19 protein-coding genes and 1 pseudogene are annotated in these 17107 nt (G+C 63.3%); 8 read left to right on the forward strand and 12 right to left on the reverse strand.

The genetic code is table 11. The features are described from left to right. Position 1: 1 nt before the first annotated feature. Genes hutU through hutI form a run of 4 tightly spaced genes read right to left on the reverse strand, consistent with a single transcriptional unit; the run spans position 2 to position 5312 of the window. The gene (gene hutU, locus X751_RS162420) at positions 2-1675 is read right to left on the reverse strand and encodes a urocanate hydratase (RefSeq protein ID WP_023672900.1); all 1674 of its coding nucleotides are present in this window, start codon (positions 1673-1675) and stop codon (positions 2-4) included. Between the two features lie 25 nt (positions 1676-1700). After that, positions 1701-2513, reverse strand: a complete 813-nt coding sequence (gene hutG, locus X751_RS162415; RefSeq protein WP_023743653.1) for an N-formylglutamate deformylase — start codon at positions 2511-2513, stop codon at positions 1701-1703. Between the two features lies 1 nt (position 2514). Further along, positions 2515-4053, reverse strand: coding sequence for a histidine ammonia-lyase (gene hutH, locus X751_RS162410; RefSeq protein WP_023743654.1), 1539 nt, complete (start codon positions 4051-4053; stop codon positions 2515-2517). After that, positions 4050-5312: an imidazolonepropionase gene (gene hutI / locus X751_RS162405; RefSeq protein WP_023743655.1), complete on the reverse strand. Its 1263-nt coding sequence runs from the start codon at positions 5310-5312 to the stop codon at positions 4050-4052. Before hutI ends, hutH begins: the two co-directional genes overlap by 4 nt. A gap of 88 nt (positions 5313-5400) precedes the next feature. Between hutI and X751_RS162400 the strand changes: the two genes are divergently transcribed. Then, a complete protein-coding gene (locus tag X751_RS162400) occupies positions 5401-6753 on the forward strand; it encodes a formimidoylglutamate deiminase (RefSeq protein ID WP_023743656.1) in 1353 nt (450 codons plus the stop codon). Beyond that, a complete protein-coding gene (gene hutC, locus X751_RS162395; protein ID WP_023743657.1) occupies positions 6750-7490 on the forward strand; it encodes a histidine utilization repressor in 741 nt (246 codons plus the stop codon). The genes X751_RS162400 and hutC overlap by 4 nt, the downstream gene beginning before the upstream one ends. 122 nt (positions 7491-7612) lie before the next feature. Here hutC and X751_RS162390 read toward each other — a convergent pair whose 3' ends face one another. Beyond that, positions 7613-7957 (reverse strand): RidA family protein, encoded by a 345-nt coding sequence (locus X751_RS162390; RefSeq protein WP_023672906.1) that lies wholly within the window; start codon positions 7955-7957, stop codon positions 7613-7615. Positions 7958-8164: 207 nt separating this feature from the next. Between X751_RS162390 and X751_RS162385 the strand changes: the two genes are divergently transcribed. Continuing rightward, positions 8165-8503 carry a TIGR01244 family sulfur transferase gene (locus X751_RS162385; RefSeq protein ID WP_023672907.1) on the forward strand — a complete coding sequence of 113 codons (339 nt, stop codon included), beginning with the start codon at positions 8165-8167 and terminating at the stop codon, positions 8501-8503. Between the two features lie 217 nt (positions 8504-8720). Here the strand turns inward: X751_RS162385 and X751_RS162380 are convergent, their stop codons facing one another. Then, on the reverse strand, positions 8721-9188 hold the full coding sequence (locus X751_RS162380) for an Lrp/AsnC family transcriptional regulator (RefSeq protein ID WP_023734215.1): 468 nt from the start codon (positions 9186-9188) through the stop codon (positions 8721-8723). Positions 9189-9327: 139 nt separating this feature from the next. Between X751_RS162380 and hppD the strand changes: the two genes are divergently transcribed. Both hppD and X751_RS162370 read left to right on the forward strand, forming a co-directional pair. Beyond that, a complete protein-coding gene (hppD, locus tag X751_RS162375; RefSeq protein ID WP_023694412.1) occupies positions 9328-10443 on the forward strand; it encodes a 4-hydroxyphenylpyruvate dioxygenase in 1116 nt (371 codons plus the stop codon). Between the two features lie 3 nt (positions 10444-10446). Further along, entirely contained in the window at positions 10447-10671 is a 225-nt protein-coding gene (locus X751_RS162370; RefSeq protein ID WP_023743658.1) for a type II toxin-antitoxin system prevent-host-death family antitoxin, read from the forward strand. Between the two features lie 3 nt (positions 10672-10674). On the opposite strand, the gene X751_RS162365 is transcribed toward X751_RS162370, so the two are convergent. From X751_RS162365 to hmgA, 6 genes are read right to left on the reverse strand one after another with little or no spacing between them, the layout of a single operon-like run. Then, on the reverse strand, positions 10675-11211 hold the full coding sequence (locus tag X751_RS162365; protein ID WP_023743659.1) for a DinB family protein: 537 nt from the start codon (positions 11209-11211) through the stop codon (positions 10675-10677). Between the two features lies 1 nt (position 11212). Beyond that, positions 11213-11509, reverse strand: coding sequence for a hypothetical protein (locus X751_RS162360; RefSeq protein ID WP_023743660.1), 297 nt, complete (start codon positions 11507-11509; stop codon positions 11213-11215). Between the two features lie 7 nt (positions 11510-11516). After that, entirely contained in the window at positions 11517-11813 is a 297-nt protein-coding gene (locus X751_RS162355; protein ID WP_023743661.1) for a hypothetical protein, read from the reverse strand. Between the two features lie 12 nt (positions 11814-11825). After that, on the reverse strand, positions 11826-12839 hold the full coding sequence (locus X751_RS162350) for a fumarylacetoacetate hydrolase family protein (protein WP_023743662.1): 1014 nt from the start codon (positions 12837-12839) through the stop codon (positions 11826-11828). Continuing rightward, entirely contained in the window at positions 12836-13723 is an 888-nt protein-coding gene (locus X751_RS162345; RefSeq protein WP_023743663.1) for an MBL fold metallo-hydrolase, read from the reverse strand. The genes X751_RS162350 and X751_RS162345 overlap by 4 nt, the downstream gene beginning before the upstream one ends. Positions 13724-13733: 10 nt before the next feature. Beyond that, positions 13734-15047: a homogentisate 1,2-dioxygenase gene (gene hmgA, locus X751_RS162340; protein ID WP_023730502.1), complete on the reverse strand. Its 1314-nt coding sequence runs from the start codon at positions 15045-15047 to the stop codon at positions 13734-13736. A 124-nt stretch (positions 15048-15171) separates the two neighbouring features. On the opposite strand from hmgA, the pseudogene X751_RS0132440 reads away from it, so the two are divergent. The 3 genes and pseudogenes from X751_RS0132440 to X751_RS162330 form a co-directional block, all read left to right on the forward strand. Next, positions 15172-15588, forward strand: a pseudogene (locus X751_RS0132440) (MarR family transcriptional regulator); the annotation flags it as partial. 324 nt (positions 15589-15912) lie between these two features. Continuing rightward, on the forward strand, positions 15913-16503 hold the full coding sequence (locus tag X751_RS162335; RefSeq protein WP_023738467.1) for a biotin transporter BioY: 591 nt from the start codon (positions 15913-15915) through the stop codon (positions 16501-16503). Positions 16504-16612: 109 nt separating this feature from the next. Beyond that, entirely contained in the window at positions 16613-17029 is a 417-nt protein-coding gene (locus X751_RS162330) for a DUF1284 domain-containing protein (RefSeq protein ID WP_023738468.1), read from the forward strand. The last annotated feature ends 78 nt before the right edge of the window (positions 17030-17107 follow it).

Consider the following 17107-nt stretch of genomic DNA (forward strand, 5'->3'; position numbering starts at 1 on the left):
ATCAGCCTAAAATACCGGGCAGATTGAGCTGGTGCTCCTTCGCGCACTCGATGGCGATGTCGTAGCCGGCATCGGCGTGGCGCATGACGCCTGTCGCCGGATCGTTCCACAACACGCGCTGCAGGCGCCTTGCGGCGTCCGGCGTGCCGTCGGCGACGATGACCATGCCGGCATGCTGCGAGAAGCCCATGCCGACGCCACCGCCATGATGCAGCGACACCCAGGTTGCGCCCGACGCGGTGTTGAGCAACGCATTGAGCAGCGGCCAGTCGGAGACGGCGTCGGAGCCGTCCTTCATCGCTTCCGTCTCGCGGTTGGGCGAAGCCACCGAGCCGGAATCGAGGTGGTCGCGGCCGATGACGACGGGCGCCTTGAGTTCGCCCCTGGCCACCATCTCGTTGAAGGCGAGCCCCAGCCTGTGGCGGTCGCCGAGGCCGACCCAGCAGATGCGCGCCGGCAGGCCCTGAAAGGCGATGCGCTCACGTGCCATGTCCAGCCAGTTGTGCAGATGGGTGTTGCCGGGGGTGAGTTCGCGCACCTTGGCGTCCGTCTTGTAGATATCCTCGGGATCGCCCGAAAGAGCAGCCCAGCGGAACGGGCCGATGCCACGGCAGAACAGCGGCCTTATATAGGCCGGCACGAAACCCGGGAAAGCAAAGGCGTTCTCGAAGCCTTCGTCCTTGGCGACCTGGCGGATGTTGTTGCCATAGTCGAGCGTCGGCACGCCGGCATTCCAGAACGCGACCATCGCCTCGACATGCTCGCGCATTGAGGCGCGGGCGGCCTTCTCGACAGCCTTGGGATCGGAGACGCGCTTCTCGCGCCACTCAGCCATCGTCCAGCCCTTGGGCAGATAGCCGTTAATCGGGTCATGCGCCGAGGTCTGGTCGGTGACCATGTCGGGGCGGATGCCCCGCTTGAACATTTCCGGCACGATGTCGGCCGCATTGCCGAGCAGGCCGACCGACTTCGCCTCGCCGGCCTTGGTCCAGCGCTCGATCATTTCCATCGCTTCGTCGAGCGTCTCGGCCTTCTCGTCGACATAGCGGGTGCGCAGCCGGAAATCGATCGAGTCCGGATTGCATTCGATGGCGAGGCAGCAGGCGCCGGCCATGACGGCGGCAAGCGGCTGGGCGCCGCCCATGCCGCCGAGGCCGCCGGTCAGGATCCATTTGCCCGTAAGGTTGCCATTGTAGTGCTGGCGGCCGGCCTCGACGAAGGTCTCGTAGGTGCCCTGCACGATGCCTTGCGTGCCGATATAGATCCAGGAGCCGGCCGTCATCTGGCCGTACATCATCAGGCCTTTTTTATCGAGCTCGTTGAATTTATCCCAGGTCGCCCAATGCGGCACGATGTTGGAGTTGGCGATCAGCACGCGCGGCGCATCGGTGTGCGTCCGGAAGACGCCGACCGGCTTGCCGGACTGGACCAGCAGCGTCTCGTCTTCATTGAGGGTCTTCAACGAGGCGACGATGCTGTCGAAATCGTTCCAGGTGCGCGCGGCCCGGCCGATGCCGCCATAGACGACGAGCTCATTGGGGTTTTCGGCGACATCGGGATCGAGGTTGTTCATCAGCATGCGCAGCGGCGCTTCGGTCGTCCAGTATTTGGCGTTGAGCTTGTCGCCGCGGGGCGCGCGCACTTCGCGGATGTTGTGGCGAGGATTGTTCATCATTGTCCCTTTGGAGTAAGGCGGCGTCTCAGCGCCCGGCCCAGTCAATGGCGGATTGGAGGATTTTCGTCAGTGTGGCGCGCATCGGCGCGGCGAACTCGGCATCATAAGGCACCGGCCAATTGTCCGGTTCGCCCTTGCCCTCGGGCTCGCGCAAATAGCCGCGATCGGCAAGTTCCATCTGCAGCGCATGGTAGCCGGCTTGCGGATTGCCGAAATAGCGGGTGATCCAGCCGCCCTTGAAACGACCGTTGATGACATTGCTTTCACCGCTTTCGGCCATGATCTGGCCGACCAGCGCCTGAAGCATTGGGTCCGCGGTCTGGCCGTCATTGGTGCCGAGATTGAACACCGGCAGCGTGCCATAGAACAGCCGCGGCAGCACCGAACGGATCGAGTGGCAATCGTAAATGACGACCTTCTCATGCAGGCCGCGCAGCCTGACGGCCTGGGCCGCCAGCATTTCATGGTAGGGCACGAAATACGCTATGCGGCGCTGGTCTATCTCCGACGGCGTCGGTTCCGCGCCGGGCAGATACAGCGGATCGCCGTCGAAGGTCTCGGTCGGGCATAGCGTCGTTGTCGTCTGCCCGGGATAGAGCGAGGCGCCGGAGGGATCGCGGTTGACGTCGATGACGGTGCGCGAGATCGACGTGTGCACGACAGTCGCGCCAAGGCCGGCGGCAAAATCGTAGAGATTGTCGATCCACCAGTCGCAATCGCGGCGGCCGAGCCAGGGCGAGACCAGCCGATTGTCGATGCCGGCGAGATCGATACCCGTGTGCGGGATGGACACCAACAGGGGTGCCGTGCCTTCCGTCACTGTCAGCCAGTCGGCCATGTCAGACTCCCGAAATCGAAGGCAGTGTCACCGCGCCGGCAGCCTTGATGGCAGCGCCGCTGCGCACCATGGCGATGGCCTTTTCCATATCGGGATGGAAATGTCGGTCGTTGTCGAGATGCGGCACTTCTGCGCGGACCAGTTCGCGCACGGCTTCAAGGGCCGCGCTCGACGCCAGCGGTGCATGGAAATCGCAGCCCTGCGCGGCGGCCAGGAGTTCGATGCCGATGACGGCTGTCGCATTCTCGACCATGCCGATCAGCCGGCGCGCGCCATGTGCGGCCATCGAGACGTGGTCTTCCTGGTTGGCCGAGGTCGGGATGGAATCGACACTTGCCGGATAGGCCTTCTGCTTGTTTTCGGAAACGAGTGCCGCCGCCGTCACCTGCGGGATCATGAAGCCGGAGTTCAGGCCGGGCTTCGGCGTCAGGAATGCCGGCATGCCGGACAGCGCCGGGTCCACCAGCATGGCGATGCGGCGTTCCGACAGCGAGCCGATCTCGCAGACGGCGAGCGCGATCATGTCGGCGGCGAAAGCCACCGGCTCGGCGTGGAAATTGCCGCCTGAAAGCGCAGTATCGTCCTCGGCGAAGATCAGCGGATTGTCGGTGACGCCATTGGCCTCGGTGCCGAGCGTATCGGCAGCCTGGCGCAGCACGCTGAGTGCAGCACCCATCACCTGCGGCTGGCAGCGCAGGCAGTACGGATCCTGCACGCGCTCATCGCCGACGCGGTGCGATTCACGGATGGCGCTGCCGGACATCAGATTGCGCAGCGCTGCCGCCGTCTCGATCTGGCCCGGGTGTTTTCTGAGGAGATGGATGCGCGGATCGAAGGGTGCATCCGAGCCCTTGGCGGCGTCGGTCGACAGCGCCCCGGCGACCAGCGCCGACTGGTAAAGCACTTCGGCCTCGAAGAGAGCGGCCAACGCATAGGCGGTGGAGAACTGCGTGCCGTTGAGCAGCGCCAGGCCTTCCTTGGCGCCAAGCGTCACCGGCTCCAGGCCGTGCGAGACGAAAGCGACCTTGGCCGGGAAGCGGCCATGCGGTGTAAAGCATTCGCCGACGCCGATCATCACCGCCGTCATGTGCGACAGCGGCGCGAGATCTCCGGAGGCGCCGACCGAGCCCTGCGCCGGCACGACGGGGATGACGTCGTTGACCAGCATCGCTTCCAGCAATTCGATGGTTTGCGGCCGCACGCCCGACGCGCCCTGCGCCAGGCTGGCCAGCTTCAGCGCCATCATCAACCGAACCACAGCGACCGGCATCGGCTCGCCGACGCCGGCGGCATGCGACAAAACGATGTTGCGTTGCAGGGTTTCCAAATCAGCGGCCGGAATGCGGACGCTGGCCAGTTTGCCGAAGCCGGTGTTGATGCCATAGACCGGCTCACCCTTGGCGACAATACGGGCGACAGCCTCGGCGCTGGCCTTGATCTTCGGACGGCAGGCAGCGTCGAGCTTCGGCACGGCGCCACGATAGATGGTGCGCCAGTCGGCCAGCGATGCATTGCCGGGCTTCAGGTTAAGTTCGGTCATTGTCCTCTCCAGATGCGGGCATGGAGCGGGTTGAAGCCCATGCGGTAGACGAGTTCGGCCGGACGCTCGATGTCCCAGATCGCCAGGTCGGCGGATTTCCCTGCTTCAAGCGTGCCGGTCTGGCCGAGCAATCCCAGCGCACGGGCAGCCTCGCGAGTGGTGCCGGCCAGGCACTCCTCGACGGTCAGGCCGAAAAGCGTCGCGGCCATGTTCATGGTCAGAAGCAGCGAGGTCAGCGGCGACGTCCCGGGATTGTTGTCGGTGGCGACCGCCATCTTGACGCCGTGCTGGCGAAACAGGCCGATCGGCGGCTTCCTGGTTTCGCGGATGAAATAGTAGGCGCCGGGTAGGATCGTCGCCACGGTGCCGGCCTTGGCCATGGCTGCGGCACCTACTTCATCGGTGTATTCGAGATGGTCTGCCGACAGCGCACCATAACGGGCGGCGAGTTCGGCGCCATGCAAATTGGACAGCTGGTCGGCATGGAGTTTGACCGGCAGGCCAAGCGCCTTGGCCTTGTCGAACACGCGGGCGATTTGCTCCGGCGAGAAGGCAATGCCTTCGCAGAACCCATCAACGGCATCCGCCAGGCCCTCGACGGCGATGGCGGGCAGAATATTGTCGACGATATTGTCGATGTATTCGTCGTTGTCGCGATAGGGCTCCGACGGCACGGAAAGATCGCCCAGATTCTGCGGTAGTGTGTGTGCGCCGAGAAAAGTGGTGACCACGGACACATCCCGCATTGTGCCCAGCCGCCGCGCCGCACGTAGCGACCATCTCTCATGCATATGGCTAAGGCCGTAGCCCGACTTGATTTCGACGGTCGTCACGCCCTCGGCAATCAAAGCGTCGAGGCGCGGCAGGCTCTGCCGGACCAATTCATCCTCGTGCGCTGCACGCGTGGCTTTGACCGTCGAGACGATGCCACCGCCGGCTCTGGCGACCTCTTCATAGGTGGCGCCGGCCAGCCGCATCTCGAACTCGTTGGCACGGTTGCCGGCATGGATGAGATGGGTGTGGCAGTCGATCAGGCCGGGCGTAATCCAGCGGCCTTCGCAATCGGTAGTCTCGCTGCCCTGAGCCAACGCTGACGGCATGTCGGCTTCCGGACCGGCATAGACGATGACGCCGTCACGGGCGATGATCGCGCCCTTTTCGACGATGCCCAGTCCGGCAACGCCTTCCGCCATGGTTGCCAGGCGCGCATTGCGCCAAAGCTGAAGGCCCCCTGCCCGGCTTTTGTCTTGTGCCGCCATCATCTTTTTCCGTTGCTTGGATGGCGATTATGTATATACATATTGAAACGCACTGCAAGTGCATTGTTCATGGAACGCGGAGAAAAACGTGACGGCGATCTTTGCGGAACAGGCGCTGCTGGCCGATGGCTGGCATGACAAGGTGCGGATTTCGTTGACCGATAGTCGCATCACGGCAGTCGAGCCGGGCTCTTCGCAGCAAGCCGACGACGAACGCCACGCCATTCTGGTGCCCGGCATGCCGAACCTGCACAGCCACGCCTTCCAGCGCGGCATGGCCGGGCTTGCCGAACTGCGCGGTCCCTCCGCCGACAGCTTCTGGAGCTGGCGCGAGGTGATGTACCGCTTCGCGCTGTCAATGACGCCGGACCAGGTCGAGGCGGTCGCCGCACAGCTTTACGTCGAAATGCTGGAGGCCGGATTCTCGCGCGTCGGCGAATTTCATTATCTCCACCACGATCGCGACGGAAAACCCTATGCCAACCTTGCCGAGATGGCCGAACGTATTGCCGCGGCCGCCGGCGAAACCGGGATCGGCCTGACGCTGCTGCCGGTTTTTTATGCCCATTCCTCCTTCGGCGGCGCTGCGCCCAACGAAGGCCAGCGGCGATTCATCAACGATGTGAATCGGTTCGAACGCTTGCTTGAGAAAAGCCGCGAATCGGTTCGTGCGTTGAATCAGGCTGTCGTCGGCGTCGCCCCGCACAGCCTGCGCGCCGCGACGCCGGAGGAACTCAGCGCTGTTGCCGCCATTGCGCCGGACGGACCGATCCACATCCACGTCGCCGAGCAGGTGAAGGAGGTCGAGGATTGCCTGGCGTGGTCGGGTGCGCGACCGGTCGAATGGCTGCTCGCCAATGCCGGGATCGACAAGCGTTGGTGCCTGATCCACGCCACCCACATGACCGAGGCTGAGACAACCGGCATGGCCAGAAGCGGCGCCATTGCCGGGCTTTGCCCGATCACGGAGGCCAATCTCGGCGACGGCACCTTTTCAGCACCTCTGTTCATCGAACATGGCGGCCGCTTCGGCGTCGGCTCGGATTCCAACGTGCTGATCGGCCTGCCGGATGAATTGCGCCAGCTCGAATATTCGCAGCGCCTCGCACACCGCGCCCGCAATGTGCTGGCGGTGGCCGGCGGCTCGACCGGGCGGGCTCTGTTCGACGCCGCCCTCGATGGCGGCAGCACCGCACTCGGCGCCGGCCCGTCGCGGATCGCCGCCGGCGCCGCGGCTGATTTCGTCTCCCTCGACGAAAACCATCCTTCGCTGGCCGGAAAAAGTGGCGATGCGATCCTCGACGCCTGGATCTTTGCCAATGGCGGCAAGGTCGATTGCGTCTGGGTGCACGGAAAAAAACAGGTCAGCGGCGGCCGGCATGCAGCGCGTGAGACGATCGCCGAGCGCTTTCGCCATGTGATGACGGCGCTTTCGGCATGAGCATATCAGAGACAGCGGCGGTGGAAGGCGGCGGTTCGCTGCACCAGCGCATCCTGTCCGACATCAGCGAGAAAATAATGTCCGGCGCCTGGGCGCCGGGCCACCGCATCCCGTTCGAGCACGAGTTGACGGCCGAATACAATTGCTCGCGCATGACAGTGAACAAGGCGCTGTCGCAACTGGCCAAGGCCGGGCTGATAGAGCGCCGCCGCCGTTCGGGCAGCTTTGTCCGCCAGCCGCAGTCGCAGGCCGCGGTGCTGGAAATCCACGACATCAGGATCGAGGTTGAGTCGCTTGGCCTAGCTTATCGTTACGAGCGCTTGGCGCGGCAGAAAAGGCGCAGCAGCGCCGAGGATCGCGCCTTGCTGGAACTGGACGCAGCCGGACAGGTGCTGGCGCTTGAATGCCGGCATTTCGCCGGCAAGCGGCCATTCGCGCACGAACAGCGGCTGATCAATCTCGCCGCCGTCGCGGAAGCCGCCGAGGAGGAGTTTCTCGACATCGCCCCCGGCCCTTGGCTGATCGGCCGCGTGCCATGGAGCGAGGCAGAGCACCGTATCCGCGCGGTCGCGGCCGACAGACATATTGCCGAAGCGCTCGACATCGCAACCGGCGCGCCCTGCCTGGTGGTCGAGCGCCGAACCTGGAGCGCCGAGCACCCGGTGACGCAGGTGAGGTTCACCTACGCCGCGGAGAGCCACACGTTGGTGGCGAGGTTCAAGCCTTCGCAGGGGTAGCTCCTTTACCCTCCCCCTTGTGGGGAGGGTCGCTGCGAAGCAGCGGGGTGGGGGTCGGCGCCAGCCCCCCGCCCGGACCTTCGGTCCGACCTCCCCACAAGGGGGAGGTAGAAGGCTGCACTTTAAATCGCCGCCGTAACGATAATCTCGACGGTGTATTCCGGCCCTGCAAGCTTGGCCTCACCCGTGGCGCGGGCGGGCGTGTTGCCTTGCGGGACCCACTTGTCCCATTCCTTGTTCATCTCGGCGAAGGTGCCCATATCGGCCAGCCAGATGATCGCCTGCAGGATCTTGGTCTTGTCGGTGCCGGCCTTGGCCAGCAGTTCGTCGATAGATGCGAGGATCGACCTGGTCTGTTCGCCAACGCTGGCGCCGGGCGTTCCGACCTGGCCGGCGAGATAGACGGTGTTGCCGTGGATGACGATCTGGCTCATGCGCGGGCCAACATCGATGCGACGAATGCTCATTGGATGGTTCCTTCGTTTGTCGGTGCGCCTGTTTAGAGTCGCTGCCGCCTCCGGGCAAGGTCAACAGCGCGAAACCTCTTGAGCCTGGGTTGGATCTTGGGCCGCAAATGTCTATCTGCGCCGAGGGATTTCTTTCCGGCGCGGATTGCCGACCTCGTGTGAGAGTGGCAAGACTTCGCGCCAAACCAGATTGCGAGGATGAGAGCCATGGAATATCGCGAAATCAGCGAGGACTATTCGGTCTCGGGCCAGATCCAGCCCGAAGATGCCGCCGCCATCAAGGAAGCCGGTTTCAAGAGCGTGATCTGCAACCGGCCGGATGACGAGCAGCCCGACCAGCCTTCGGCCGACAGCGTCAAGGCGGCGGTCGAAGCCGCGGGGCTGGCCTTCCGCTACATCCCGGTAATCAGCGGCCAGATCACAGCCGAGAATGTCGAAGATCAGGCCGAAGCGCTCGACGCGCTCGAAGGCCCGGTATTTGCTTATTGCCGCTCCGGCGCGCGCTGCACCAATCTCTACGGGCTGATTCAGCAGTCCAAGGGGTGAGCATCCTGAGGCGCTGGCGATCCCTCACACCCCCCTCTGTCCTGCCGGACATCTCCCCCGGGGGGAGATCGGATGTCGCCTTCGCTCTTCGCCAATCGCCGACGTTGCAGGATGAGCGCTATCGACAAAGCTGCTGATCTCCTCCTTGCGGGGGAGATGGCCGGCAGGCCAGAGAGGGGTGCTGTCCCGCAGACGTATCAACTGAAACTCTCTCAAACTAGATCGGCAGCGCGCCGGTCTCCTTCAGCGTCTCCAACACGATCGCCGTCTTCACATGCTGCACGGATTCGTGCGGCAGGAGCACACCGTTGACGAATTCCGACAATGATTTCAGATCGGGCGTCACCACCTTCAAGATATAATCCATCTCGCCGGTCAGCGCGTGCGCCTCCTGCACCTCCGGCAGCCGCGCCAGCAGCTCGCCGAAGCGCCTGGCATTGTCGCGGTTATGGGTGGCGAGCGTCACCGAGATGACGTTGACCAGCGAGAAGCCGAGCTTGTCGCGGTCGAGCACGGCGCGATAGCCCTTGATGTAGCCGTCTTCCTCCAGCCGCTGGCGGCGGCGTGAGCATTGCGATGCCGACAGGTTCACGCGCTCCGAGAGATCGTTGTTGGTGAGCCGCGCGTCGCCCTGCAAGAGAGCCATTATCTTGCGGTCAAATTGATCGATGCGCGCTTCATTCATCGATTCATCTCCAATCATGCATGAATTACGCACGAGATGATCATTTCAAGCGTTTGAATGCAAGCACCGTGCGGTCACTTCGCACTATCATGCGTCATCTCGTGGTCCGATGCGGCCACCATCCGTTTGGAGGAATGCCATGGGTCCCTTCCCGCACGACGCCCCGCCCGCAAAGATCAGCAAGGAAAACCCCGCCGGCACCGACGGTTTCGAGTTCGTCGAGTTCGCGCATGCGGAGCCGCAGAAGCTAGCAGAACTGTTCACCCGCATGGGCTATGTCGCGGTGGCCAAGCACCGCACGAAGGACATCACCGTCTGGCGCCAGGGCGATATCAACTATGTCGTCAATGCCGAACCGGGCTCGCATGCGATGAAGTTCGTCGACAAACACGGCCCTTGCGCCGCCTCGATGGCCTGGCGTGTTGTCGATGCCAAGCACGCATTCGAGCATGCGGTATCGAAAGGCGCCACGCCCTACGACGGCAACGACAAGGCGCTCGACGTGCCGGCCATTGTCGGCATTGGCGGCTCGCTGCTCTATTTCATCGAAGCCTATGGCAAGAAGGGCTCGGCCTATGATGCCGAGTTCGAGTGGCTGGGCGAACGCGACCCGCGGCCGCAAGGCGTCGGCTTCTATTTCCTCGACCACCTCACCCACAATGTCTATCGCGGCCAGATGGACAAATGGTGGGACTTTTATCGCGAGCTGTTCGGCTTCAAGCAGATCCATTTCTTCGACATCGACGGCAAGATCACCGGCCTGGTCAGCCGCGCCATCACCTCGCCCTGCGGCAAGATCCGCATTCCGCTAAATGAATCCAAGGACGACACCAGCCAGATCGCCGAATACCTGAAGAAGTACAATGGCGAAGGCATCCAGCATATCGCCGTCGGCACCGACGACATCTACGCCGCCACCGACAAGCTTGCCGACAACGGGCTGAAGTTCATGCCCGGTCCGCCGGAGACCTACTACGACATGTCGTACAACAGGGTGAACGGGCATGACGAGCCGATCGAGCGGATGAAGAAGCACGGCATCCTGATCGACGGCGAAGGCGTGGTCGACGGCGGCATGACCAAGATCCTGCTGCAGATATTCTCCAAAACCGTGATCGGCCCGATCTTCTTCGAATTCATCCAGAGGAAGGGCGACGAAGGTTTTGGCGAAGGCAATTTCCGCGCGCTGTTCGAGTCGATCGAGCAGGACCAGATCAAGCGCGGCGTGATCAAGGTCGATGGCAAGGCGGCGTGAACCGTGAACGTCTCCATAACCGAAGCAAAGGCCAAACTAACGGAACTCGTCGGCCGCGCGGAGGCCGGCGAGGAGATAGTCATCACTCATCACGGCAAGATCGCGGCGCGGCTCGTGCCACCAGTTCGAGAAGACTTGTTGTCGCGCATAGGTGCCCTGAAGGGCAAGATTTGGATTTCTGACGATTTCGACAAACTCGGCCCTGAATGGAACGAGTACACCAGATAAAGGTCAGAGGCCCAGCCGCACGACCTCTTCCCTCCTCACCTTCAAATCATAATCGAGCAAGAACTCGTCCAGTTGCGGCGGCGCGACCGAGCTGCCCGAGAGCATCGCGTGAACCTGGCCGCGATGGTGGATGTCGTGCAGGAAGACATGGGCGAGAATGTCGCCGATTTTTTCGCGGATCATGCCATCCTCGCGCCGGTCGGTGATGACCTGACGGTCGAGATCCGCCTCCGACAGCTTCTCGCAAAAGGCGATCAGGCGTCGATCTGCTGCGACCTGGGCGGCAAACAGCGCCTGCGGCACATCGAACGGCACGTAGTCGTCATAGGCGGCCGCACCGACGCCGCCTTCTTCGAGAAAATCGAGATAGAGATGATCGACCGCAAGGATGTGGTTGAGCGTTGCCTTGATCGACGGGAAGAAGCTGGTGCGTTCGGCTTCGAATTCGCCGGGCTTCAGCGCAAGCACAGCGCGGTAGAGCCGGTCATTCGACCAGAGATTGTTGCCGGCCATGCGGCTGAAGTGGGTGAGAATATCCATGTTATGCGCTTGGCCAACCGACCAAGTCCACCAACTTCAGAATGACGAGTATGGCAGCTATCCCCAGAAGACGAGCGTTCATACCGCGGCGCAGTTCTTGCGTTCCTGCATCGCTTGCGACTTCCCGGTTCAAAGCGACGTACACAAGCCTCGGCAGGCGCGCCTCGCTGCTGAAATTACGCAGCCTTTCAGACCGATCCTCGACCTGCCGGCAGAGCCGAATTGCGGAAATCAAAAGCCAGCCGGTTGCGACGCTGCAAAGCCCAAGAAACCAAAGATAAGAAGCGGTATAGGCCATCTGCCATTCACGCTCCCGTCGATCGCATCAGATACAAGCCTGCCGCCATCACCGCGAAGCCCGCGACAACGATCAGCAACAGGCGGTTCATGCGCCGCCGCATCGCCTGCGTCTCCTCGTCCCGCGCCACATTGGTGTTGGTGATGGTGTGGAACATCATCGCCTTGCGCGGGTAGCCACTGCGGTTGGTCAGATCGGGCGAGCGCGCCTCGATGCGGTAGCTCAGCCGGATCGCCTGGATGAAGACCACCAGAATGGCCAGCGCCCAGACGCCGGCCAGCAGGTAGAACGCCTCTCCCGTCACTATTGCCCCCTCTTATGCCTGGGACTTCTCGACCTTCTGCTCGATGGCGCCGAAGATCGAGTTTCCGCTTTTATTCTTCATCTCGATACGCACCGTATCGCCAAAGCGCAGGAACGGCGTCTTGGGCTCGCCAGACTCAATGGTCTCGATCATGCGCAGTTCAGCGATGCAGGAATAGCCGGCGCCGCCGGCCGCCACCGGTTTGCCCGGCCCGCCATCCAGCTTGTTGGAGACGGTGCCGGAACCGATGATGGTGCCGGCAACCAGCGGCCGTGTCTTTGCGGCATGGGCAATCAGCGCCGGGAAGTCGAAGGTCATGTCGACGCCGGCATTGGCACGGCCGAACGGCTTGCCGTTGACGTCGGCGAGCAGAGGCAGGTTGACCTTGCCGCCATCCCAGGCGTCGCCGAGTTCGTCCGGCGTCACCGCCACCGGCGAAAAAGCCGAGGACGGCTTCGACTGGAAGAAGCCAAACCCCTTGGCGAGCTCGGGTCCGGTGAGCGCGCGCAGCGTCACATCATTGACCAGCATGACCAGCCGGATGGCGGCGCGCGCCTGGTCGATACTGGCGCCCATCGGCACGTCGTCGACAATGACGGCGACCTCTGCCTCCATGTCGATGCCATAGGCTTCCCCGGCCATGCGGATCGGCTCACGCGGCGCGATGAAGGAATCCGAGCCGCCCTGATAGATCAGCGGATCGGTCCAGAAACTTGCCGGCATATCGGCCCCGCGCGCTTTGCGCACCAGTTCGACATGGTTCACATAGGCCGAACCGTCGGCCCATTGATAGGCGCGCGGCAGCGGCGAATGGGCGTCATGCTCATGGAAGCGCGCCGACGGCACCGCATTGTTTTCCAGCGATTCCGCGATGGTTGCCAGATGCGGCGAAACCCGCTGCCAGTCGTCGAGCGCGGCCTGCAGCGTTCGCGCCAGGAACGAGGCGTCGGTGAAGCGCGTCAGGTCGCGCGAGACGACGACAAGCTTTCCGTCGCGCGTCCCGTCCCTCAATGTGGCAAGCTTCATGCGGTTTCCTCTCCTGATGCGGCTTTGGCGCCGTCTAAGTTCACAACAAGGCCGTCGCGGGCAATCGTCAAGTCACCCGCCCACGATTTCCTGACGGCGGCCTCCCAGTCGGCCTCGCCGATCTCGGCATCGTCGGCCGGAATGAGGTGGTTGAGCACCAGCCTCTTCACCCCGGCATCGCTGGCGATGCGACCTGCCTGCTCGGCAAATGAGTGGCTGGCAAGCAGATGCTCTTTCAGCCGCGCGCCATTGCCGGTCCTGGCGACCAGCCCCTCGATGCCTTCTTGTAGCATGGCCTCATGGACGAGAATGTCGGCATTTCGGGCAAAGCCTGCGAGCGGCGGAAAGAAGGCTGTGTCGGCCGAGAACACGACGCTATTCGCACCATGCTCGAAGCGCAGCGCGAAACAGTCGGTCACCGGCGGATGGTCGACGCGCAGTGCCGAGACCTTCAGGCCGCCCTTCGAGAGAATCTCGCCCTCGCCGAATTCGACGATCGAAACCAGATCGCGAATGTCCGGCCTGCCCTCATCGACGATGCGAATTTCGATGTCGAACTCCATCGCCTGGCAGAAACGGCGCCAGTATTGGTCGGTGCCGGGCGGTCCGAACAGCGTCACCGGGCTGGCGAGCCCGGCGGTCCAGGCGGTGTGGAGCAACGGGCCCAGTTCCAGCACATGGTCGGAATGCAGATGGGTGATGAAGACCAGGTCGAGCGCCTTCAGGCTGACGGCGGAATCGACCAGACCGCGCGTGACGCCGAGCCCGCAATCGACGACAATGGTTCGCCCGCCCAGTTCCAGCAGCGACGAACTCGGCCACGGCCCGCCCGGCCGCAATGCCGGGCCGCCTTTCGAGCCGAGAAGCAGCAGCCGGTCGCTCATCGGGCTGATCTCAAGACCAGTCGCCCTCCACAGTGCCGTTGAAGCGCTTCTTCAGATCGGACCAGCAGTCGATGTAATTGTCCTGCCTTGTTTCAAGCTCGGCGCCGTAGCGGGTCAGCATTTGCGGGAATCGGGTCTCGAACATGAACGCCATCGTATTGTCGAGCTTGACCGGTTTCAGCTCGGAGCGCGAGGCCTTTTCGAAGCCAGGCGCGTCGGGGCCGTGGGCCAGCATCAGATTGTGCAGGCTGATGCCGCCCGGGACAAAACCTTCCTCCTTGGCGTCGTACTGGCCTTGGATCAGGCCCATGAACTCGCTCATGATGTTGCGGTGGTACCAGGGCGGCCGGAACGTATCTTCCGCCACCAGCCAGCGCGGCGGGAAGATGACGAAGTCGATGTTGGCGGTGCCTTCCTCGCCGCTCGGCGCCGTCAGCACGGTGAAGATCGACGGATCGGGATGGTCGAACAGGATGGCGCCGACCGGCGAAAACGTCGCCAGATCATATTTGTAGGGCGCATAGTTGCCGTGCCAGGCGACGACGTCGAGCGGCGAATGGCCGATCTCGGTGACGTTGAAATTGCCGCACCATTTCACCGTCAGCCGGCACGGCGTCTCCTTCTCCTCGAACCAGGCGCTGGGCGTCTTGAAGTCGCGTGGGTTGGCCAGGCAGTTGGCGCCAATCGGGCCGCGGTCGGGCAGCGTCAGCTTGGCGCCGTAATTCTCGCAGACATAGCCGCGCACTTCCTTGTCGGCGAGCTCGACCTTGAACACCAGACCGCGCGGCAGCACGGCGATCTCGCCGGGCCGAAGCTCGATGACGCCCATCTCGGTGACAAAGCGCAAGGCACCGACCTGGGGGACAATCAGTAACTCGCCGTCGGCGTTGAAGAAATGGTCGTCGACCATCGAGCGGTTGGCGACATAGACATGCGCCGCCATGCCGCTTTGGCCCAGCACGTCGCCGGCGGTGGTGATGGTGCGCATCCCTTGAATGAAATCGGTCGGCTCCTTCGGCATCGGCACCGGGTTCCAGCGGTACTGGCCGAGCGCCAGCTCGTGGTCGCCGACATTGGGAGCGGTCTTCCACAGGGGATAGCTCGCCGCCTTGAAGCGGCCGGTGTGTTTGACGCTCGGCCGGATGCGGTAGAGCCAGGAGCGCTCATTGGTGCCGCGCGGGGCGGTGAAGGGCGAGCCCGAGAGCTGCTCGGCATAAAGTCCGTAAGCCGGCCGCTGCGGGGAATTGCGCCCTTGCGGCAGCGAGCCGGGCAGCGTTTCGGTCTCAAAATCATTGCCGAAGCCCGGCATGTAGGAAAATTCCATCCGATCCTCCCTGATCCCGACCGCCGCGAAGCGCGGCCTGCCGGCGATGTTGACCAAACTGGTTTCATTTGTAACCATCGAAAATGTAACTATCAACGGCTGATGCCGCATCCACGGTGCGCATATGGAAACCCTCGAACTCGAAAATTTCCTGCCCTATCGGCTCTACCGGCTGGCCGACGCCGTCAGCCGCGAATTTTCAAAAATCTACCGCGACCGCCACGGCCTGACGCGGCCGGAATGGCGCACGCTGTCAGGGCTCGGACAGCGCGGCACCATGACGGCGACAGCGCTTGGCGAGCAGTCGGCCATGCACAAGACAAAGGTGTCGCGCGCGGTGGGGGAACTGGAGCGAAGGCGCTGGCTGGTACGCACAACTGACGAGAATGATCGGCGCGTGGAGCATCTGGCGCTGACAAAGGCGGGGCTGGCGGCCTATGGCGAAATGGTGCCGCTGGCGAAGGCGTTTGAACGGGAGTTGCTGGAGAGGCTGAGCACAGAGGAGCGGACAGCGATTGTGAGCGGCGTGGCGGCGCTGGAGGGAGCGTTNTCCTTCACACCCCCCTCTGTCCTGCCGGACATCTCCCCCGCAAGGGGGGAGATCAGATGTCGCGAATGCTTTCGCCAATCGCAAACGTTGCAGGAAAAGCGCCGTCGAACGAACTGCCGATCTCCCTCCTTGCGGGGGAGATGGCCGGCAGGCCAGAGGGGGGTGCTGTCCCGCCGACCTTCTGATTTCGTTCATCTCTGCACTCAACCCCCGCCTGTTTCAGAGCGAGGGGGTTGCCATCCGCGCGTAAATCTGGATTCGATAATAGATCGAACTTAAAAATTATCTATAATTCAACCAGCCAGGGAAGCAGCCATGACCGACATCGCCTTTTCGCCGTCCAAGCCGTCCTTCAGCCCGTTGCGCCTGCAAACCCGCTCGCATAGCTGGCAGGCCGCGGCCGTCGTCCTCGGTACGCTGTTTCTGGCGCTGTCGTCCCAGATCGAGGTGCCGATGGTGCCGGTGCCGGTCACCATGCAGACCTTCGCCGTGACGCTGGTCGGCGCACTTTATGGCTGGCGGCTTGGCGCCATGACCATCATCGCCTGGCTCGCCGAGGGCGCCATGGGCTTTCCTGTCCTGTCCGGAGGGGCAGCGGGCGCGTCGTATTTCGTCGGGGCAACGGGCGGTTATCTCTTCGCCTTCCCGCTCGTCGGCGCGCTTGTCGGCTGGCTGGCCGAACGCGGCTGGAACGGCAACCGCGTGCTGCTCGCCTTCGCCGGCATGGTCCTCGGCAACCTCACCTGCCTGGTTCTCGGAACGGCCTGGCTCGCCGTCATGATCGGCCTCGAACAGGCCATCGCCTTCGGTTTCCTGCCGTTCCTCGTCGGCGGCCTGTTGAAATCGGCGCTCGGCGCCGCGACGCTCAAGCTGTTTTCCGGCAAGGCGGACCCGGCAGGAGCATGATCCCGAAAAATGAGTCCGGTTTTCGGAAGAGATCATGCTCAAACAAAAAGATGGAGCCCCATCCCGATACCATCGGGATGGAACAGGCTCCGCCATCGCGTCCTGACCGATGACCGTCAGGTTGCGCTCCCACCATCTGCTTTGCCTGCTGACCTATGTCGGCAAAGGCTACAGCGGAGCCTTCGTCGCCAATTTTGACGTGATCGCGAAACGTCTGGGCCGGGGCGAGGATATTCTGATCGTCTCCGGCCCCGACGACATCTGTCGGCCGCTGCTCGGCGAGGCCGAGCCCCACTGCTTGCGCGAAAGCGCCGCAGGCCGGGACGAGCTGGCAGCACGCGATGTCGGCAAGCTGCTGGCCCGGCCCATCGAGGCGGGCGTCCGTCTCAGCCTCGACGCGGCAACGCTTGCCGCCTTGCGCGCGGCCTTTTCAGCCGGCGTGACGCGTGAGGCCTGCCAGGGTTGCGAGTGGGCCGGCCTGTGCAGCACGATAGCGGCAGGCGGATATCGCGATGTCAGGCTGTAGCTCCCAACCCCGATCTGCTATTGTCGGAACCGACAGTGTCTGCGTCGCCATGGTTTGTTAATCGGGTGACCCGATTGT

The organism is Mesorhizobium sp. LNJC394B00 (genome assembly GCF_000502555.1).
In the GTDB taxonomy this organism is placed as follows: domain Bacteria; phylum Pseudomonadota; class Alphaproteobacteria; order Rhizobiales; family Rhizobiaceae; genus Mesorhizobium.